Origin of the sequence: Streptomyces sp. NPDC048507 (genome assembly GCF_043199995.1) — a bacterium.
Taxonomy (GTDB): domain Bacteria; phylum Actinomycetota; class Actinomycetes; order Streptomycetales; family Streptomycetaceae; genus Streptomyces.
Map to the genome: position 1 here is coordinate 663,166 of NZ_JBICWZ010000003.1, position 19,588 is coordinate 682,753.

Consider the following 19,588-nt stretch of genomic DNA (forward strand, 5'->3'; position numbering starts at 1 on the left):
CTCACGGTTGAACTGCAAGTTCGTGCGATCTGCCGGTGTGCGCCGCCGTCGTCACGTGCTGGGCGGAGGAATCGGCAGGGGTCGCTTCTCCAGCGCCGCCGCCATCACCTCCGGGAACAGGTCGGGGGTGCAGGCGAAGGCGGGGGCGCCGAGCGCGGCGAGGGCCGCCGCGTGCGCGTGGTCGTAGGCGGGCGCGCCCTCGTCGGAGAGGGCGAGCAGGGCCACGAACTCCACCCCCGCCGCCTTCATCGCCGCGACCCGTCTGATCATCCCGTCGCGTATGCCGCCCTCGTGGAGATCGCTGATCAGGACGACGACCGTGTCGGCGGGACGGGTGATCCGGGACTGGCAGTACGCGAGGGCGCGGTTGATGTCGGTGCCGCCGCCGAGCTGGGCGGCGAAGAGGGCGTCGACCGGGTCGTCGAGCTGCTCGGTGAGGTCGACGACGGCCGTGTCGAAGACGACCAGCCGGGTGGCGACCGCGCGCATCGAGGCCAGCACCGCGCCGAAGACGCAGGCGTGGACGACGGAGGGCGCCATCGAACCCGACTGGTCGACGCAGAGCACGATCTCCTTGCGCACCGAGCGGGCGGCCCGGCCGTAGCCGACGAGGCGTTCGGGCACGACCGTGCGGTGCTCGGGCAGGTAGTTCTTCAGGTTGGCCCGGATCGTCCGGTTCCAGTCGATGTCCGCGTGGCGGGGCCGGGAGGTCCGCGCCGAACGGTCGAGGGCGCCGCGTACTGCGGCGTCGGTGCGCGCCGCCAGCCGCTCCTCCAGCCGCCCGACCACCCGGCGGACCACCGCCCGGGCCGTCTCCCGGGTGGTGTCGGGCATCGCCTTGTGCAGCGAGAGCAGGGTCGCGACCAGGTGGACGTCGGGCTCGACGGCCTCCAGCATCTCCGGCTCCAGCAGCAGCGCGGACAGGCCCAGCCGCTCGATGGCGTCCCGCTGCATGACCTGGACCACCGTGGTGGGGAAGTACGTACGGATGTCCCCGAGCCAGCGCGCCGCGTGCGGTGCGGAGCCCCCGAGCCCGGCGGAGCGCTCCGCCCGGTCCCCGCGTCCCGCCCCCGGGCCCCCGTACAGCGCCGCCAGCGCGCCGTCCATCGCGGCGTCCCGCCCGCCGGGCACCCATCCGGTGCCGTCCGCCTCCCCGCCCCCGAGCACCATCCGCCACCGCCGCAGCCGCTCGGCCCCGGCCGTCGTGTCCGTCATCCGCCCCGCCCCCTCCGCCGTTCCCCGTCGGGGGCCCGTGCCCCTGTCCGTCCGTCCCCGCCACCGCCACCCCTGCTCCGCCCGCCCGCCGGCCCGGTCCCGTCAGGCCGGGGCGGCGGCGAGGAGCCGGCGGACCACCGCCGCCGCCGCGTCCGCGCGGCCGGGGTCCAGCTCCGGGGCGAAGCCCTCGGGGGCCTCGCGGGACGCGGCCCGCCCGCCGGGGCCGCCGCCCGGACCGCGCCGGACCAGCTCCCCCAGCGCGCGGCGCACACCGGGCTCGTACGCCCCGAACGTGCGCCGCAGCAGCGGCAGCACGTCGACGAAGGCCCGCTCCGGCACCGACACCAGCCAGGCGTCGATCAGGCCCAGCAGCCGCTCGTCGTGGACCAGCAGCGTGCCCCCGCCCGCGCCGGCGCCCGCGAAGCCCTCGATCCAGCCCGCCGCCCGCGCCGGGGCCACCGCCGGGGACAGCGCGAGCCCCATCAGCCGCGCCGGCTCCCCGGGTGCGAGCCGGCCGCCGTCCAGCAGCAGCCGGACGGCCCGGCCGCGGATCAGCCCGGGCACGGCCTCCCGCCCGGCCAGCGTCCGCAGCACCCCCGTCCAGCGTTCCCGCAGCCCCGCGTCGGCGTCCGCGAGCAGGGCGACCGCCCCGTGCACGGCGTCGACGTGGTCCCGCAGGGCGGCCGCCGCGTCGGCGTCGAGCCCGGCCGCGCAGGCGGGGGGCAGGGCCACGCAGATCCGCTCCGCGAGGCCGGCCGCGACGGTCCCCAGCGCCCGCGCGTCGGTCCCCCGTACGTCCCCGTACCGCAGGGCGCGGGCCAGCGCGGGCAGCGCCGCCGCCAGCCGGGCCGCATCGGTGTCGAGCGCGGCCCGGTCGGCCAGGGCCCGCAGCACGGCGGGCAGCGCCTGCGACAGCCCGGCCAGCAGGCAGCGCTCGGCCAGCGCCGTGACCGCGGCCAGCTCCCCGGCGCCCGCGGCGTCGGCCCGCGCCTTCGCGGTGGCCGCCCCGAGGACGGTGGTGCCCCAGATCCCGGCCTCGGCGACCCGGACCGACAGCTCCGGCTCCCAGCACAGCCGCCAGGTCTCGCGGAAGGTGCCCGTACCGCTGCGGGAGGCCGTCGGCACGCCCCAGTCCACGCCGAGCAGCCGCAGCCGGTGCAGCAGGAGGGACTTGGCCGCATCGGTGTCCTTGCGCAGGTCCAGCTCCAGCTCGCGGCGCTGTGCCTCGGCCTTGAGCCGCAGCGAGCGCATCCGGCGGGTGAGGTCCCGCTGGAGCGGGACGGCGGGCGCGGTGTCCGGGACCTCGCCGAGGACGTCCCCGACGACGAGCCGGTCCTCGACCAGCGCGAGCGGTACGCCGGACCCGTCGCACATCACCGCCCGGACGGCCTCCAGCGTTTCGGCGAGGCCGGGCAGCGGGCGGCCCCGCAGGGCGGCCAGGGCGGTGGCCAGCCGGACCGTCTCGATCACGTGCGCCGGGGAGACCTGCCGGTCCTCCGCCCGCAGCAGCTCCGCGACCTTCGTCAGCCAGCGCTCGACCGGCCGGTCCCGGGCCGCGAAGAGGTGCGCGTACCAGCCGGGCGAGTCGATGCCCGCGCCGTACCCGCCGGCCCGGGTGAGCCTGCGGTGGGTCCAGGGCACCCAGGTGGTCTCCACCCTGGTCTTCGGGAGCCCGGCGAGCAGCGCGCGGTCGGCGGCCGCCGTGGTCCGGGCGCGCAGCGCCGGGACGTGCCAGGCGCCGCACACGACGGCGTAGTCCTCGCCGAACTCCCGGCGGGCGGCGCGCATCTTCTGCCGCATGTACGCCTCGCGGACCGCGTCGCGGGGGCGGCCGCCGTCCCCGTGCGCCTCGCGCAGGGCCGCCATCGCCTCCGCGACGGCCTCGAAGACGGCCGACGGGTCCGGTGCCGCTCCGGGGTCCCGGTGTTCGACGACGTCCTCCCACCAGCGCTCCGGATCGTCGTACCCGGCGGTGCGGGCGAGCGCGGCGAGGGGGTCCGCCTGCAGGTCGGCGGCCCCGCCCGGCGCGGGCTCCCCCGCACCCTGCCCCGCGTCCTCCCCGGCGTCCTCCCGCGGGCCGGGCGCTTCGGCCAGGGTGTGCGCGGCGGGCAGGTCGACGAAGCGGACCGCCGCGCCGCGCCGCTGCGCCCAGCGCAGGGCGACCCACTCCGGGGAGAAGGCGGCGAGCGGCCAGAACGCGGCCCGGGCCGGGTCGTCCGCCGCGTGGGCGAGCAGGGCGACGGGCGGGCGCATCCCGGGGTCGGCGGCGAGCGGGAGCAGGGCGTCCGCCTCGGGCGGTCCCTCGATCAGCACGGCCCGCGGCCGGGCGGCGTCGAGCGCGGCCCGGACCGACCGGGCGGAGCCGGGCCCGTGGTGGCGCACGCCCAGCAGCAGCGGCCCGGCGGCCCGCGGGCTCACGCCGTCACCTCCCGGCAGGCCCGGTAGAAGTCCTTCCAGCCGTCCCGCTCGCGCACGACGGTCTCCAGGTACTCCTGCCAGACGACGCGGTCGGCGGCCGGGTCCCGCACGACGGCGCCGAGGATGCCGGCGGCCACGTCGCCGGGGCGCAGGACGCCGTCGCCGAAGTGGGCGGCCAGCGCCAGGCCGCCGGTGACGACGGAGATGGCCTCGGCGGTGGAGAGGGTGCCGCTGGGCGACTTGACCTTGGTGCGGCCGTCACCGGTGACGCCCTCGCGCAGTTCCCGGAAGACGGTGACGACGCGGCGGATCTCCTCCAGGCCCTCGGGGGCCGCGGGGAGGTCCAGGGCCCGGCCCGTCTGGTCGACGCGGCGGGCGACGATGGCGACTTCGGCGTCGGTGCTCGCGGGCAGCGGCAGCACGACGGTGTTGAAGCGGCGGCGCAGGGCGCTGGAGAGCTCGTTGACGCCGCGGTCGCGGTCGTTGGCGGTGGCGATGAGGTTGAAGCCGCGCACGGCCTGCACCTCCTGGCCGAGTTCCGGTATCGGCAGGGTCTTCTCGGACAGGACGGTGATGAGGCCGTCCTGGACGTCGGCGGGGATGCGGGTGAGTTCCTCGACGCGGGCGGTCGTGCCATCGGCCATGGCCCGCATGACGGGGCTGGGGACGAGGGCTTCGCGGCTCGGGCCGTGGGCGAGGAGGCGGGCGTAGTCCCAGCCGTAGCGGAGGGCTTCCTCGGGGGTGCCGGCGGTGCCCTGGACGAGGAGGGTGGAGTTTCCGCTGACGGCGGCGGCGAGGTGTTCGGAGACCCACGTCTTGGCGGTGCCGGGGACGCCGAGGAGGAGCAGGGCGCGGTCGGTGGCGAGGGTGGTGACGGCGACTTCGACGATCCTGCGCGGGCCGACGTACTTGGGCGTGATGACGGTTCCGTCGCCGAGCGTGCCGCCGAGCAGGTAGGTGGCCACGGCCCACGGGGAGAGTTTCCAGCGGGCCGGGCGGGGCCGGTCGTCGGCGGCTTCGAGGGCTTTCAGTTCTTCCGCGAAGGCGTCTTCGGCATGCGGTCGCAGTACCGCTGCGGCGGTGTCGGTTCCGGGCATGGTCATGGTCCCCCTCCAAGGCTCGCCGGCCGTTCCCGACCGCTTCCACCACGGTGCACCATGCCACTGACAACGCCCCTTGTTCGAGGCGTTGTTGCAGGTCAGAGCGATTGTCAGTGGGGGTCTCTACGGTGGTTTCCATGACTGGGCAGCAGCTCCGCCTGACGGTGGAACAGGTACTGGCTCTGGCATCCGACGAGGCATCGCGCACAGCGGGGGGAAAGCTGGGAGGGGAGGGGTCATGGACACTAACCGGAGATTCCGCTTCCGGGGCGGTGTGGGGGTTGTGCAAGGGCAGCGGCAGGGAGCCGTACCGGACGGTCGTGGACCTGACGGGGCCCGCGTACAGGTGCACGTGCCCGAGCCGGAAGTTTCCGTGCAAGCACGCGCTGGGGCTGCTGTTGCTCCGGGCGACCCGGGAGGCGCAGGAAGCGCGGGAGGGACGGGAGGCACGGGAGGGGCAGGAGCCCGCGCCGCCGCCGGACTGGGCCGCCGAGTGGCTGGCGGAGCGGGCGGCGAAGGCCGCTCGGGCGGCGGACGGCCCGGCCCGGCCGGCGGACGCGGAGGCGGCCCGCAAGCGGGCCGCGCGCCGGGCGGAACGCGTGGGGGCGGGCGTCCTCGAACTGGAGCGGCGGCTCGCGGACGCGGTCCGCGAAGGGCTGGCCGGCCAGGAGCGGACGGGCTACGCGGGCTGGGAGGAGACCGCTGCCCGGATGGTCGACGCCCAGGCTCCCGGACTGGCGGCGCGGGTGCGGGAGTTGGGGGCAATACCCGGTTGCGGCGCCGGCTGGCCCGCCCGGATGCTTGAGGAGTTCGCGCTGCTGCACCTGCTGGACAGGGCCTGGCTGGGGGTGTCCGGGCTGCCGGAGCCGTTGGCCGCGACCGTCCGCAGCCGGGTGGGGCTGCCGTACTCGGCGGAGGGGGAGACCGTCCGGGACCGCTGGCTCGTGCTGGCCCAGTACGACTCGGTGTCCCCGGACGGCCGGCTCACCACCCGCCGGACCTGGCTGCGGGGGCTGGGGAGCGGACGCCCGGCCCTGGTGCTGGACTTCGGCCCGCCCGGGCGGCCGCCGGAACTGGCGCTGCCCGTCGGACTGGTACTGGAGGCGCCCGTGCGCTTCCGGACCGGCTCGGCGGGGCTCCGGGCGGACCTCGGGGACCGCACCGCGACGACGGCGGCCACCGGGGCTCCGGCCGCAGTGAGCACCGGGGAGGCCCTGGCCGCCTACGGGGCCGCGCTGCGGGAGGACCCGTGGCTGGAGTCCTGGCCGGTGGTCCTGGGTCCGGTGATACCGGTCCCGGGAGAAGCGGGCGAGGGGGGCTGGCAGATCGCGGACGCGGAAGGGACGTCCGCGCTGCCGGTGACGCCCGCCGGGGGCCGCTCCCGGACGGGACTGTGGCAGCTGGCCGCCCTCTCGGGCGGCGGGCCCGTCACGGTCTTCGGGGAGTGCGGCCACCGCGGCTTCACCCCTCTGACGGCCTGGCACCCGCATGCCGCGGAGCCGGTCGTCCTGGGGTGAGGACACGGCCCGGGGGCCGTGCGCAGGAGAGGGGGACGGCGGGTCATGGCCGGGGGGCCGGGACCGCGAGGGACCGGAACGACCGGGATCCGCCGTGCACGACGAGTACCCGGAACGGGGCGCGGGGGCGCCGCCGTACGGGACGAGAAAGCCGGGGGGCTTTGTGATGGACGACAACCACGCCAGCTGAGGCATGCCCCGGTCCCGCGGAGGGGGCGGGACCGGGGCGCTTCCCACACGGACACGACCGACACGCGGCACGACGAGGGAGGGGAATCCGATGGACGGCACGCGCCGGGCGGACGGCACGACGGACCCGGGGGGCGAGCGGGCCTGGGACTGGGAGGAGCTGGTCGCGACGGCGCTGCTGGGCACCGAACGGCGCGGCGGCGCACCGCGGGAGCTGCTCGGCGCGGCGGCCGGGGCGACGCTGCGGCGCCGCGCCGGGCTGCGGCCCGCCGAGGCCGCCGCCCGGCCGGAGCCCGCGCCGCACGATCCCCGGCCGGCGCCGCCGGAGGGCGCCCGGCGGCGGCTCGCGCAGCTGCTGGCCGGCCGCGGGGCGGGCGGGGGCGGGCGCCGGGGCAGCGCCCCGGATCTGACGGAGCTGCTCCCGCAGTGGCTGGCGACGGCCGGCCGGCACGGCTACCGCGCACCGGAGGAGCTCCTCCCGGCCCTGCTGGACGCGGCCCGGGCTCGTACCGACCTGCGCCCGCGGGCCCTGGCCCTGGCCGGGGCCCGCGGGCTGTGGCTGGCCCGGCTCAATCCGGACTGGCGCTTCGCCCTGCGCGCGGCGGGGGGCGGCGGTGAACTGCCGGACCCCGCCGACCGCGCGGGGGTGGAGCGCCTGTGGGCGGAGGGGCTGTTCGCGGAGCGGGTCGCGCTGCTGGGCTCCGTACGGGCCCGTGCGGCGACGGACGCGACCCGGCTGCTGGCCACCACCTGGGCCACCGAGCGGGCAGAGGACCGGCTGATGTTCCTCGATTCGCTGCGGGCGGGCCTCTCGGCGGCCGACGAGCCCTTCCTGGAGGCGGCGCTGGGTGACCGCAGCCGCAACGTCCGGGCGACGGCCGCCGAACTGCTCTCCGCGCTGCCGGGTTCGGCGCTGGCCGGACGGATGGCGGAGCGGGCGCTGGCCTGCGTGGGCCCGGGGACCGTCGATCCGCCCGCGGAGTGCGATGCGGGGATGCTCCGCGACGGGGTGGTGCCGCGCCCGCCCGCGGGGCGCGGGGAACGGGCCTGGTGGCTGGGCCAGCTGGTGGAAGCCGCCCCGCTGTCCTGCTGGCGGGAGCGGTTCGAGGGGCTGGACCCGGCACGGATCGTGGCGTTCCCGGTGCCCGGGGGCTGGGCCGAGGAACTGCACGCGGCCTGGTGCCGGGCGGCGGTGCGCCAGCGTGACGCGCTCTGGTCCAAGGCCCTCCTGGGCCCGGCGTCCGCGCCGCCCGCCGCCGGTCCGGGGACGGCTTCGCTGGCGGAGCGGGCGAAGCTGCTGGAGACCCTGCCGCCGGACGAACGCGCCGACTGGGTGGCGGAGTTCATACGCGCCCACGGCCTCTCGGAGGCCTTCCAGCTGCTCGGTGCCTGCCGGGTGCCCTGGGCGGGGCCGCTGGGCCGGGCCGTGGTCGACGCCCTCGACGCGGCCCGTGAGGCGGGCAGTTACCCGTGGAGCTTCAGCGGGGTCATGGGCCTGGCGGAACGCTGCCTCGACCCGGCGGAGGCGGCCCGCCTGGCCACCCTGACCGCCATCGCCGAGCCGCCCTGCGACACCTCGCCGGGCGCCGCCGCGTACTGGGCGGAGGCCTTCCAGCGCCTGGTCTCCACCCTCCGCCTGCGCGCCGCGATGCACGCCGAACTCACCCCGCCCGCCTGAGCCCCGCCCCGGCCGCGCACGTGAGGGCCTACGCCTGACGGACGTTGGCGTTGACCCAGTCGACGATCGCGGTGGTGGTGGCGCCGGGGGTGAAGATCTCGGCGACGCCCTTCGCCTTGAGGGGGGCGATGTCGTCCTCGGGGATGATCCCGCCGCCGAAGACCTTGATGTCCTCGGCGTCGCGCTCCCTGAGGAGTTCGATGACGCGCGCGAACAGCGTGTTGTGCGCGCCGGAGAGGATCGAGAGGCCGATGGCGTCCGCGTCCTCCTGGATGGCGGTGTCGACGATCTGTTCGGGGGTCTGGTGGAGGCCGGTGTAGATGACCTCCATGCCCGCGTCCCGCAGCGCCCGCGCGATCACCTTGGCCCCACGGTCGTGGCCGTCGAGACCCGGCTTGGCCACCACCACACGGATCGGACCGGTCACACCCATCGCACTGCCTCCCGAGTGAACGAACGTTAAGTACAGCATTGCGCACGGCACCGTTTCACGGTCAACCACGAGGGGGAAATCACACGGGGGAGCCCGCTGATTCACCACCGCCCGGTCGCCCCGTCACCGCGCCGACAGCCGCACGGCACGGTGGCGGGGCCCGTCGGCACCACGGCCCCGCACCCGAGGGGCCCGGCCCGTGCGGCCGGGGTCCGAGAGGTCCAGGGGAGGCCGTCCATGGGGCTGACGCTCGCGCCGCTGCCCGTATCGCGCACGGGGGCCGCCGTCCGGGCCGCCGTGCTGGAGGCACTGGTGCTCGCCGGACACCTGCTCCTCTACCCCACCGGCGTCCGCGCCGAGAGCCCCGCGCCCGCCACCGCCCCCGCGCCCGGCCCCGGCCCCGACGCCCAGCTGCCGCCCGTGCTGCTGCTGCACGGCTTCACCGACAACCGTTCGGTCTTCGTCCTGCTGCGCCGCGCCCTCGGCGCGGGCGGCCGGCGCCGGGTGGAGACGTACAACTACTCCCCCTTCACCCGGGACCTGCGCGCCACCGCCCGGCACCTCGGCCGGCGCGTCGAGGAGCTGTGCGAGCGGTCCGGGCAGGACCGGGTGGACCTCGTCGGCCACAGTCTGGGCGGGCTGGTCGCGCGGTACTACGTCCAGCGCCTGGGCGGGGACGTGCGCGTGCGGACGCTGGTCACCCTGGGCACCCCGCACGACGGCACGCGCGTGGCCCCGTTCATGGACGCGCACCCGCTGGTCCGCCAGATGCGGCCGGAGTCGGCGGTGATGGCCGAGCTGCGGGCGCCGGTGCCGGGCTGCCGGACCCGCTGCGTCGCGTTCTGGAGCGAGTTCGACGCCCTGATGGAGCCCACCGGCACCGCCCGCCTGGAGCATCCGGACCTCGACGCGACGAACATCGAGGTCATGGGCATCGGCCACCTCGCCCTGGCCGTCCACCCCACCGTCATCACCGCCGTCCGGCGCGCCCTCGACGGGCCGGTCCGCGCCGCGGACACGGCCCGGACCCCCGGCCCGGCGGACGACGCCCCGGTCCGTCCCGCGCAAAACCTCCGCCCCACGGGAACCGAAGTGCAGGGGCCGGACATCTGAGCCTGCGAATGGTGCGCGTACCGGGGACACGCCCGGACGGTCATCCCGGGGAGGGCACATGGGCGGCGACGCCGCGCCGCGCCGCGGCCGTTGGGCGGCCGTACTGGCCAACCTGGCCCTCGGCCTGCCCGCCGTCATCCCGCTCTACCTCCTGTGGTGGGTGGTGACGGAGTACCTGCCCATGGACTGCCACAGCACGGCCGACCTCTCCGACCCAGCCCTCTCCGACTGCGACTTCCACACCCTCGACCACTCCACGGCCGTCCTGTTCCTGCTGGTGGTGACGGGTGTGCTGATGCTCGGTGCGGTCCTCGTCGTGGACGCGGTCCTGCCGGCGAAGGAGCGGCGTCACCTGTGGCTGCGCTCCGCGGCGCTCATACCGGTGCCCTTCGCCCTGCTGCTGGCGCTGGCCGCCTTCACCACCGACTGAGTCCGCCGCCGACCGCGGGCCCGAAGTCGAACAGATTTCGAACTCCAGGCCAAGGCTGAGTGTTCCGGCGACCGAAAGGCCGCCGAATGCCCGGTTCCCGTCAGACCGGACCCCGCCGAAGATTGTCGTGGCGAGTAACCGGCGGGTACAGTCACGCCACTGCTCTCCTCCGTGGAACCTTGAGTTCCCCGGCCACCCAGGCCCCCCACTGCCGAGGCGAAAGAGAAGTTGGTGAACGACCGCCCCACGTCGGGCCAGTACCCCGAAATGGGATACGACGGCCTTTCCACCACCACTTTCGCTGGTGACCAGACATACGTTTCCTATGAAACGCAGGGTCAGGGCTACCAGTACGTCACGGACTACGCCACCGGCGGCGGCTACGACCCGTCCACCGCGACCGGTTCGTACGACACCACCGCGTGGACCTCGCAGGAGTCCTACCTCTCCAGCGTCCCGGCCCAGACCGTTCCCGAGAACGCCACCGGGTCGTGGGACACCAGCGCCTGGTCCCAGCCCGACACCGCCTACCAGGCCCCCGACTTCGGCTACGACCCCACCGGCGCGGAGCAGAGCGGGCATTGGACCCTTCCCGGGTACGGGCAGGACACCGGCAGCTACGACGCCACCGCCTGGAACGGCGGCGGCGCCCCTCAGCCCGTCGCCGACCCCTACGCCGGCTACGAGGCCACGACGGTCGTCCCGGCCGTCACCGAGGCGGGCCCGGGCGTCGATCCGTACGCGTTCGCCGCCGAGGAGACCTCCGTCTTCGAGCCCCTGTCCCTGCCGGACGCAAACGGGTTCGGGGCCATGTCCGAGGCCGGGTTCGAGCGCGAGCCGGTCTTCACCGACGCCGTGCACGACCTGCCCACGCAGGCCATGCCCGTCACCCCCGCCGAGCCGCGCTCCGCGCGCCGCGCCGCCGGCAAGAAGGACCCCAGGAAGGACGTCAAGAAGGACGTCAAGGGCGGCGTCCAGGGCGGCGCGGCCGGCAACAGCCGCCGCCGCACGCCCGCCAAGCGGTCCGCCCTGCTGACCGTGGCCGTCCCCTCCGCCTGTGTGATGGGGGTCGCGGGCGTCGCCGCCGCCTCCGTCGGCGGGCTCACCGGCACCGACAAGCCGGCCGAGCAGCCGACCACGCTGGCCGCCGCCGACCCGGCCTCGGTGAAGCCCGTCGCGGCGAACAACAAGCTCGACACGCAGCTGGCCGCGCTCAGCGCCGACGCGGGCGACTTCGCCGACCGGGCGAGCCGCACGCAGGAGCGCATCGACCTCAAGCAGCGCCAGGACGAAGAGAAGAAGAAGCGGGCCGAGGAGGCGGCGGCCAAGGAGGCCGCCCGCCCCAAGTTCGCGATCCCGGTCACCCAGCACGGCCTGAGCGCCGGCTTCGGACAGGCCGGCGGCATGTGGATGTCGGTGCACACCGGCATCGACTTCCCGGTGTCCTACGGGACCCCGGTCATGGCCGCCACCGACGGCACCGTCCGCACGCAGTGGAACAGCGCCTACGGCAACATGGCCATAGTGACCTCGCCCGACGGCACCGAGACCTGGTACTGCCACCTCAGCAGCACCAAGATCCGGTCCGGCAAGGTCAAGGCCGGCGACGTCATCGCCTACTCCGGCAACTCCGGCAACTCCACCGGCCCGCACCTCCACTTCGAGGTGCGGCCCGGCGCGGGCGCCGCGATCGACCCCCTGTCGTGGCTGCGCAGCCACGACCTGGACCCGACGTAGTCCCCGCTAGAGCTTCTGCACCGGCGCGTAGCGCAGCAGCAGCCGCTTCGGCTTGTCGTCCCCGAAGTCGATGGTGGCCTGGGCGTCCGCCCCGGCCCCCCGGACCTCCATGACGGTGCCCAGCCCGAACTGGTCGTGCGTCACCCGGTCCCCGACGACGAGCGCGATGACCGGCTTGTCGGTGGCGCGGCGCGTGGCGAAGCCGGACGGGCCCGACTTCGTGCGCGACGAGGACAGGAACGCCTCGGGCGACTGCCCGAAGGAGGCCTTGCCGCCGCCCGTGCCCGCACCGTAGCCGGAGCCGCGCACCGGCCCGGCGGGCTTCTGCGAGGCGCCGGTCCGCTTCCACTGGAGGTACTCGGCCGGGATCTCCTCCAGGAACCGCGAGGGCGGGTTGTACGAGGGGGTGCCCCACGCACTGCGCATGCCGGACCGGGTCAGGTACAGCCGCTCGCGGGCGCGCGTGATGCCGACGTAGGCGAGGCGGCGCTCCTCCTCCAGCTCCTTGGTCTGGCCCAGCGCGCGCATGTGCGGGAAGACGCCGTCCTCCATGCCGGTCAGGAACACCACGGGGAACTCCAGGCCCTTGGCGGTGTGCAGGGTCATCAGGGTGATGACCCCGCTGCCGTCCTCGTCCTCGTCCGGGATCTGGTCGGAGTCGGCGACGAGCGCGACCTGTTCCAGGAACTCGGCCAGGGTGCCCGGGTTGGTTTCGTCCCGCGCCTGCTCGAACTCCAGCGCCACGGCGGCGAGTTCCTGGAGGTTCTCGATGCGCGTCTCGTCCTGCGGGTCGGTGGACGCCTGGAGTTCGGCGAGGTACCCGGTGCGCTCCAGCACCGCCTCCAGCACGACGGCCGGGCCCGCGCCGGAGTCGACGATGGTGCGCAGCTCCTCCATCAGCACGTTGAACCGCTTGACGGCGTTGGTGGAGCGCGCGGCCATGCCGAAGGCCTCGTCCACGCGGCGCAGGGCCTGCGGGAAGGTGATCTTCTCGCGCAGCGCGAGCGCGTCGATCATCGCCTCGGCGCGGTCGCCGATGCCGCGCTTGGGCACGTTGAGGATGCGGCGCAGCGGGACGTTGTCCTCGGGGTTCGCCAGGACGCGCAGGTACGCGAGGACGTCGCGGACCTCCTTGCGCTCGTAGAAGCGGACGCCGCCGACGACCTTGTAGGGCAGCCCGACGCGGATGAAGATCTCCTCGAACACGCGGGACTGGGCGTTGGTCCGGTAGAAGATCGCGACGTCGCCCGCCTTGGCGTCGCCCGCGTCGGTGAGGCGGTCGATCTCGTCGGCGACGAACTGGGCCTCGTCGTGCTCGGTGTCCGCGACGTAGCCGGTGATCACCGAGCCCGAGCCGGCCTGGGTCCACAAGTTCTTCGCGCGGCGGTTCTCGTTGCGCTCGATGACCGCGTTGGCCGCCGAGAGGATCGTCTGCGTGGAGCGGTAGTTCTGCTCCAGCAGGATCGTCGTGGCGTCCTTGTAGTCCTCCTCGAACTGGAGGATGTTGCGGATGGTCGCGCCGCGGAAGGCGTAGATCGACTGGTCGGCGTCACCCACCACGCACAGCTCGGCGGGCGGCAGGTCCGGGTAGCCGGGGCCGACGAGCTCGCGCACGAGGGTGTACTGGGCGTGGTTGGTGTCCTGGTACTCGTCGACCAGCACGTGGCGGAAACGGCGCCGGTAGTGCTCGGCGACCTCCGGGAAGGCCTGGAGCAGGTGGACGGTGGTCATGATGATGTCGTCGAAGTCGAGCGCGTTGGCCTCGCGCAGCCGGCCCTGGTACATGGCGTACGCCTGGGCGAGGGTCTTCTCGAAGCCGTCGGCGGCCTGCGCGGCGAAGGCGTCCTCGTCGATCAGCTCGTTCTTGAGGTTCGAGATCTTGGCGTTGAAGGACTTGGGCGGGAACTTCTTCGGGTCCAGGTCCAGGTCGCGGCAGACGAGCGCCATCAGGCGCTTGGAGTCGGCCGCGTCGTAGATCGAGAAGGAAGAGGTGAAGCCGAGCCGCTTCGACTCGCGGCGCAGGATCCGTACGCAGGCGCTGTGGAAGGTGGAGACCCACATGGCGTTCGCGCGCGGGCCGACCAGGCCCTCGACGCGCTCCTTCATCTCGCCGGCGGCCTTGTTGGTGAAGGTGATCGCCAGGATCTGGCCGGGGTGGACGTGCCGCGCGGACAGCAGGTGCCCGATGCGGTGGGTCAGGACCCGGGTCTTGCCGGAGCCGGCTCCGGCGACGATGAGCAGCGGCGAGCCCGCGTGCACCACGGCCGCGGCCTGCTCCTCGTTGAGGCCGTCCAGGAGCGCCGCCGGGTCGATGACCGGCTTGGGGGCGCCGTCGCGGTAGTACGCGTCCCCGCTCATGGGTACGTCGAACCGGCCCCCGAAGAGGTCGTCCGCGCCCGGCTCCGGGGCGGGGTGGTCCTCGGGCGGCGGCGGGACGTCGTCGGTGGGGCCGAGGTCCGCCAGGAAGCTGTCGTCAAAGAGGCTGCTCATCGCCTTCCGAGTTTAGGGGGCCGGACCGACAGCCGGTCCCGCCCCCGGAAAATCGTCCGGGATCCGCACGCCCGGGCGGGGCGGCGGGCGCCTAGCGGCAGGCCAGTACGAGGTCCAGCAGGCCCGGGAAGCGGCTGTCGAGGTCCGTCCGGCGCAGGGCGAGCAGGTGCTTGCGGCCCCGGGGGTGCTGGAGGATCACGCCGCTCTCGCGCAGGGTCCTGATGTGGTGGGTGACGCTGGAGCGGGGCAGGCCGGGCACCACGTCCCCGCAGCAGGACTCCTCGACGGCGGCCAGCCTGCGGACGATCTCCAGCCGGGCGGGGTGCCCCAGTGCCGCGAGGACGGCGGCCAGCTCGATCCGGTCGGCTGCGGGGTGGGTCGGCTCGGCGGCGGGGGCGGGCGGCATGGGGTTCACCCTACGCAGGTCCCGTACGGCCCGTCCGCGGTCCGCGGGCCCCTCCGGGCCGGGCGAACACCGCCGTCGGGGCGCCCGGAGCGGCCCCGTACGCTCGGCGGCATGACTGTCCTCACCCAGGTGTTCGTCGGCCTGCACATCATCGGCATCGCCTCCCTCCTCGGCGGGTTCCTGACCCAGATGAAGGCCATGGGGGCGGGCACGGCCCGCTTCGTGCCCGCGATGCTGCACGGCGCGCTGACCATGCTGGTCACCGGCGTCCTGCTGGTCGGCTTCCACGAGATGGGCGACGGCGCGCCCCTGAACATGGTCAAGATCGGCGTGAAGCTCGCGGTCCTCTTCGTGATCCTGGCGATCGTCTACGTCAAGCGCGACGAGGAGCACGTGGAGAAGGGCCTCTTCGCCGCGGTCGGCGGACTGACCGTCGCCAACATCTTCATCGCCGTCCTCTGGCACTGACCGCCACCGAACGGCCCCCTTCCGGTCATTCGCGGTCACGGAGGGCCAGTTCCGCGCATCTCGTCATCATCCCGTTACCTTGCGGTTTAGCGTCCTCCCCCAAGACCGACGGAAGGACGTGAGGCCCCCGTGGCCAGTCATCGAAAGCCCAGGCAGCGCCTGCTCTCCGGCGGCGCCGTACGGACCGCCGCGACCCTCGTCCTCGCGGGCGCTGCCACCGCCACCGCCTTCGAGGGCACCTCGCAGGCCGACCCCCAGCCCACTCCCGCCCAGGTCGGGGCGGAGGTCGACCGGCTGTACGGGGAGGCCGAGGAGGCGACGGAACGGTACAACGGGGCGAAGGTGAAGGCCGACGAGGCCGAGCGCGAGCTGTCCGCCCTGCGCGAGGAGTCCGCCCGCAAGGCGGACCGGCTGAACACCGCCCGGCGCTCGCTCGGATCGCTGGCCGCCACCCAGTACCGCAGCGGCGGCCTGGGTCCGGCCCTCCAGCTGGCGACGGCCACCGACCCGCAGGACTACCTGGAGCGGGCCTCCCTGCTGACCCGGGCCGGGGACCGGACCGCCGCCGAGGTGGCCGCCGTACGGCGCGGCCTCGACGAGGTGGGGCAGCTGCGCGACCGGGCCGCCGGGCGGCTCGCGGAGCTGCGGGCCCGGCAGGGCGAACTGGAGCGGCAGAAGGCCGTCATCGAGGGCCGGACCGCCGCCGCCCGCCGGCTGCTGGCCCGCCTCACCGCCGAGCAGCGGGCGGCGTACGAGGCCGGGCCGGCCGGGGCCGCCCCGATGGGCGCCGTCACCGCCGGGGCCGCCGCCCCGGCTCCTGCCCCCGCCGACGGCTCGCGGGCCGCCCGCGCGGTGGCGTTCGCGTACGCGGCGATCGGCAAGCCGTACGTCTGGGGCGCCACGGGCCCGGGCTCGTACGACTGCTCGGGCCTGACCCAGGCGGCCTGGCGGGCGGCCGGGGTCTCCCTGCCCCGCACCACCTACACCCAGATCAACGCCGGCCGGCGGGTCTCCCGGGACCAGCTCGCCCCCGGTGACCTGGTCTTCTTCTACTCCGGGGTCACGCACGTCGGCATGTACGTCGGCAACGGCCAGATGATCCACGCCCCGCGCCCCGGCTCGACGGTCCGCCTGGCGCCGGTGGACTCCATGCCCTGGGCGGGAGCCGCCCGCCCCGCGTAGCGGCCGGTCACGACGCCCCCTACGGAGCCTTCACCGTCTTGCTGAGCCAGTCGAAGGTCTGCGGCAGCTGCTTCGACCACGACTCCAGGTTGTGGCCGCCGGTCACCTTCTCCGCGTGCACCGTGGTCGGGTTCTTCGCGAGCGCCTTGAGGTCCATGCCGGACAGGTAGCCGTCCTGCTCCGCCCCCGACATCCACAGCGCCACCGGCGGCGGCGCGGGGGCGGCCTGCAGCACCGCCTTCAGGTTGTGGGTGCGGCGCAGCTCCGGGTCCTGCGCGACCAGCGACGAGGGCTCCTGGCCGGGGTCGTTGTAGCCGGACAGGGAGACGGCCGCGCCGTAGCGGTCGGGGTGCAGGATCGCGAGCTTGGCGGCGCAGTACGCCCCGGCCGAGTAGCCGGCCACGCCCCAACTGCGGGCCTCGCCGGAGACGCGGAAGTTGTCGGTGACCATCTTGCGGACGTCGACGCTGAACCAGCTGTCCGCGTTGACCTTGCCGGGGATGTTGGCGCAGCCGGTGTCGGCGTTGCCCAGCAGCATCGCGCGCGGCGAGACGAGCACAAAGGGCTGCACCTTGCCCTGCTTCATCAGGGGTTCCAGCACCTCGTGCGCCTTGAGTCCCTGGAACCAGGACTTGCCGGTCCCGGGGATGCCGGGGATGAGCTCGACGACGGGGAAGGTGCGGTCCTTGTAGGCCGGGTCGTCGTACTGCGGCGGCAGCCAGACCATGACGTCGCCCTTGACCCCGGATATCTTCCCGTCGAGTTCGGTCTTGCGCACCCGTCCGCCGAGGCCCTCGACGGGCTGGAACTCCTGGCGGACCTTGGGCGCGGCCTTGACCTCTTCGGCCTTCTTCCCGCCGAGGCCGTCGGGGCCGAGGTCGGGGGCGGCGGTGACGTACTTCCCGGTGCCGAGGAGGTCGCCCCAGCTCGCGTAGAAGTTCATGTCGCGGTTGACCGCGACGAACACCAGCAGGACGGCGGTGACCTGGGCGAAGACCACCATGGAGCCGCGCGCGGCGAGGCGCAGCGCGGCCGGGCCGCGGACCTTGCCCCACAGGATCAGCGGCAGGGCGACGGCGGTCACGGCCAGGGCGACCGCGGTCGCGAAGAACGGGGTCCCCGTCAGGCTCATCACGCCACCCAAGACCCCGGCCGCGGCCCCGCGGTTGCCCCCGGCCCCTGCGGTGTGGATCACACCGCAGGGGCCGGGGGCGGCGGTCAGACCAGGCGGCGGGCGGTGGCCCAGCGGGTCAGCTCGTGGCGGTTGGAGAGCTGGAGCTTGCGCAGCACCGCGGAGACGTGCGACTCGACCGTCTTGACGGAGATGAACAGCTGCTTGGCGATCTCCTTGTACGCGTACCCGCGGGCGATGAGCCGCAGCACCTCGCGCTCGCGCTGGGTGAGGCGGTCCAGGTCCTCGTCCACCGGCGGGGCGTCCGTGGAGGCGAAGGCGTCCAGGACGAAGCCGGCCAGCCGGGGCGAGAACACCGCGTCGCCGTCCTGCACGCGGAAGACGGAGTCCACCAGGTCGGTGCCGGTGATGGTCTTGGTGACGTAGCCGCGGGCGCCGCCGCGGATGACGCCGATGACGTCCTCGGCGGCGTCCGACACCGACAGGGCCAGGAAGCGCACCGGGTTCTCGGCGGCCGCCATCAGCGGGGCGCAGCGGCGCAGCACCTCGACGCCGCCGCCGCCGGGCAGGTGCACGTCGAGGAGCACCACCTCGGGGCGGGTGGCGGTGATGACGGTGACGGCCTGGTCCACGTCGGCCGCCTCGCCGACGACCTCGACCCCGGTCCGGGCGGTCTCCCCGATCTCGGCCTGTACCCCGGTGCGGAACATCCGGTGGTCGTCGACGAGCACCACCCGGACCTGCCTGCCCCCGGCCTCGTTCACAGCGCTGTCCTCGGTGCTCATGCCGCCCTCTCCATCTCCAGCTCGACTTCCGTGCCGCCGTCGGGCGCGGACCGCAGCCGGGCGGTCCCGCCGTTGCGCTGCATCCGGCCGATGATCGATTCTCGTACGCCCATGCGGTCGCCCGGTACCGCGTCCATGTCGAAGCCCGGGCCCCGGTCCCGTACGGACACGAAGACCGTGCGGCCCTCGACCTCCGCGTACACCTGGACCGGGCCCCCCTCGCCACCGTACTTGGCGGCGTTGACCATCGCCTCGCGCGCGGCCTGGATCTGTGCCGCCAGCTTCTCGTCGAGCGGGCAGTCCCCGACGACGACCACCTCGATCGGGACGCCGTGGTGGTCCTCGACCTCGGCGGCGGTCTTCTTCACGGCCTCCGCGAGGGTGGCGGGCTCCTCGGCCTCGTCCTTGCCGGTGCCCTCGGGCCGGTACAGCCAGTTGCGCAGTTCCCGCTCCTGGGCGCGGGCGAGGCGGCGGACCTCGCCGGCGTCCTCGGCGTTCCGCTGGATCAGGGTGAGGGTGTGCAGCACCGAGTCGTGGACGTGGGCGGCGACTTCGGCGCGTTCCTGGGCGCGGATGCGCATCAGGCGTTCCTCGGAGAGGTCCTGGGTCATCCGGATCAGCCAGGGTCCGGCGAGCAGGGCTATGCCGACGAGCACGGCGAGGGTGGCGGTGAGGACGTTGCCCAGCTGGGCGGCGGAGCCCCGTACGACGATGAAGACGGTCAGGCCCACACCGACGAGCACCACCCCGGCCAGCGCCCGGGCGGCCTGGAACAGGCGTCCGTGGCGGCCGGCGGCGGCGCCCCAGTGGGCGCGGCGGGCGTTGTCGGCCTGCCGCCAGACCAGGACCACGCCGGCGCCGACGAGCAGGGTCGGCCAGATGTACCGGCCGTTCTCCCCGCCGACGCGCAGCTGCGAGAAGAAGATGCCCGCGCCGACGGCCAGGGCGATCAGTCCGGACACGGCCCCCTTGTCGGGCTTGCGCAGCCGCCGGGTGCCGTCGGGCAGGGTCTCGAAGAAGGAGTGGTGGCCGGTCTTGCCGCCGACGCCGAGCGGGACGAACACCCAGAACGCCGCGTAGAGCAGCACGCCCAACCCGTCCCCGAACATGAACATGCCGAGGAAGGCGAGCCGGACCCAGATCACCGGCAGCCCGAGGTGCCCGGCGAGACCGCGGGCGACGCCGCCGAGCATCCGGCCGTCGGCGCTGCGGTAGAGCTTGCGCTGGGGGACGTCCTCGGCTTCGGGCGGGTGCGGCGTGCGGGGCGCGGCGGCTACGGGCATGGCACCAAGGGT

General features: G+C 74.7%; 16 protein-coding genes. 7 read left to right on the top strand and 9 right to left on the bottom strand.

Annotated elements, in window-relative coordinates:
* Positions 1–51: 51 nt before the first annotated feature.
* From ACGFXC_RS12130 to ACGFXC_RS12140, 3 genes are all read right to left on the bottom strand, one after another.
* Positions 52–1,215, bottom strand: a complete 1,164-nt coding sequence (locus ACGFXC_RS12130; protein ID WP_393711984.1) for a VWA domain-containing protein — start codon at positions 1,213–1,215, stop codon at positions 52–54.
* Positions 1,216–1,317: 102 nt separating this feature from the next.
* Positions 1,318–3,651, bottom strand: coding sequence for a DUF5682 family protein (locus ACGFXC_RS12135; protein ID WP_393712227.1), 2,334 nt, complete (start codon positions 3,649–3,651; stop codon positions 1,318–1,320).
* Positions 3,630–4,736 (bottom strand): AAA family ATPase, encoded by a 1,107-nt coding sequence (locus tag ACGFXC_RS12140; RefSeq protein WP_393711986.1) that lies wholly within the window; start codon positions 4,734–4,736, stop codon positions 3,630–3,632. Before ACGFXC_RS12140 ends, ACGFXC_RS12135 begins: the two co-directional genes overlap by 22 nt.
* Positions 4,737–4,870: 134 nt before the next feature.
* Between ACGFXC_RS12140 and ACGFXC_RS12145 the strand changes: the two genes are divergently transcribed.
* Positions 4,871–6,250, top strand: coding sequence for an SWIM zinc finger family protein (locus ACGFXC_RS12145; RefSeq protein ID WP_393711988.1), 1,380 nt, complete (start codon positions 4,871–4,873; stop codon positions 6,248–6,250).
* Positions 6,251–6,530: 280 nt separating this feature from the next.
* Positions 6,531–8,117: a DUF5691 domain-containing protein gene (locus ACGFXC_RS12150; protein WP_393711990.1), complete on the top strand. Its 1,587-nt coding sequence runs from the start codon at positions 6,531–6,533 to the stop codon at positions 8,115–8,117.
* Between the two features lie 28 nt (positions 8,118–8,145).
* Here ACGFXC_RS12150 and ACGFXC_RS12155 read toward each other — a convergent pair whose 3' ends face one another.
* Complete coding sequence (locus ACGFXC_RS12155) at positions 8,146–8,550, bottom strand: cobalamin B12-binding domain-containing protein (RefSeq protein ID WP_351826807.1); 405 nt, start codon at positions 8,548–8,550, stop codon at positions 8,146–8,148.
* Between the two features lie 237 nt (positions 8,551–8,787).
* Between ACGFXC_RS12155 and ACGFXC_RS12160 the strand changes: the two genes are divergently transcribed.
* The 3 genes from ACGFXC_RS12160 to ACGFXC_RS12170 all read left to right on the top strand — a co-directional run bounded on the left by ACGFXC_RS12160 (position 8,788) and on the right by ACGFXC_RS12170 (position 11,830).
* Positions 8,788–9,663, top strand: coding sequence for an esterase/lipase family protein (locus ACGFXC_RS12160; RefSeq protein ID WP_393711991.1), 876 nt, complete (start codon positions 8,788–8,790; stop codon positions 9,661–9,663).
* A 58-nt stretch (positions 9,664–9,721) separates the two neighbouring features.
* Positions 9,722–10,093 carry a hypothetical protein gene (locus ACGFXC_RS12165; RefSeq protein ID WP_393711993.1) on the top strand — a complete coding sequence of 124 codons (372 nt, stop codon included), beginning with the start codon at positions 9,722–9,724 and terminating at the stop codon, positions 10,091–10,093.
* Between the two features lie 267 nt (positions 10,094–10,360).
* Positions 10,361–11,830, top strand: a complete 1,470-nt coding sequence (locus tag ACGFXC_RS12170) for a M23 family metallopeptidase (protein ID WP_393712229.1) — start codon at positions 10,361–10,363, stop codon at positions 11,828–11,830.
* A gap of 6 nt (positions 11,831–11,836) precedes the next feature.
* Here the strand turns inward: ACGFXC_RS12170 and pcrA are convergent, their stop codons facing one another.
* Positions 11,837–14,320 (bottom strand): DNA helicase PcrA, encoded by a 2,484-nt coding sequence (gene pcrA / locus ACGFXC_RS12175; protein WP_393711994.1) that lies wholly within the window; start codon positions 14,318–14,320, stop codon positions 11,837–11,839.
* A gap of 91 nt (positions 14,321–14,411) precedes the next feature.
* Complete coding sequence (locus ACGFXC_RS12180; protein ID WP_393711996.1) at positions 14,412–14,726, bottom strand: ArsR/SmtB family transcription factor; 315 nt, start codon at positions 14,724–14,726, stop codon at positions 14,412–14,414.
* A gap of 111 nt (positions 14,727–14,837) precedes the next feature.
* Between ACGFXC_RS12180 and ACGFXC_RS12185 the strand changes: the two genes are divergently transcribed.
* Together ACGFXC_RS12185 and ACGFXC_RS12190 are read left to right on the top strand one after the other, a co-directional pair.
* Entirely contained in the window at positions 14,838–15,194 is a 357-nt protein-coding gene (locus ACGFXC_RS12185; protein WP_393711997.1) for a hypothetical protein, read from the top strand.
* Positions 15,195–15,323: 129 nt separating this feature from the next.
* A complete protein-coding gene (locus ACGFXC_RS12190; protein WP_393711998.1) occupies positions 15,324–16,376 on the top strand; it encodes an NlpC/P60 family protein in 1,053 nt (350 codons plus the stop codon).
* 19 nt (positions 16,377–16,395) lie between these two features.
* Here the strand turns inward: ACGFXC_RS12190 and ACGFXC_RS12195 are convergent, their stop codons facing one another.
* The 3 genes from ACGFXC_RS12195 to ACGFXC_RS12205 all read right to left on the bottom strand — a co-directional run bounded on the left by ACGFXC_RS12195 (position 16,396) and on the right by ACGFXC_RS12205 (position 19,576).
* Positions 16,396–17,508, bottom strand: a complete 1,113-nt coding sequence (locus tag ACGFXC_RS12195; protein WP_393711999.1) for an alpha/beta hydrolase — start codon at positions 17,506–17,508, stop codon at positions 16,396–16,398.
* An 86-nt stretch (positions 17,509–17,594) separates the two neighbouring features.
* The gene (locus ACGFXC_RS12200) at positions 17,595–18,293 is read right to left on the bottom strand and encodes a LuxR C-terminal-related transcriptional regulator (RefSeq protein ID WP_393712000.1); all 699 of its coding nucleotides are present in this window, start codon (positions 18,291–18,293) and stop codon (positions 17,595–17,597) included.
* A complete protein-coding gene (locus tag ACGFXC_RS12205; RefSeq protein WP_393712002.1) occupies positions 18,290–19,576 on the bottom strand; it encodes a PspC domain-containing protein in 1,287 nt (428 codons plus the stop codon). Before ACGFXC_RS12205 ends, ACGFXC_RS12200 begins: the two co-directional genes overlap by 4 nt.
* Between the last annotated feature and the right edge of the window lie 12 nt (positions 19,577–19,588).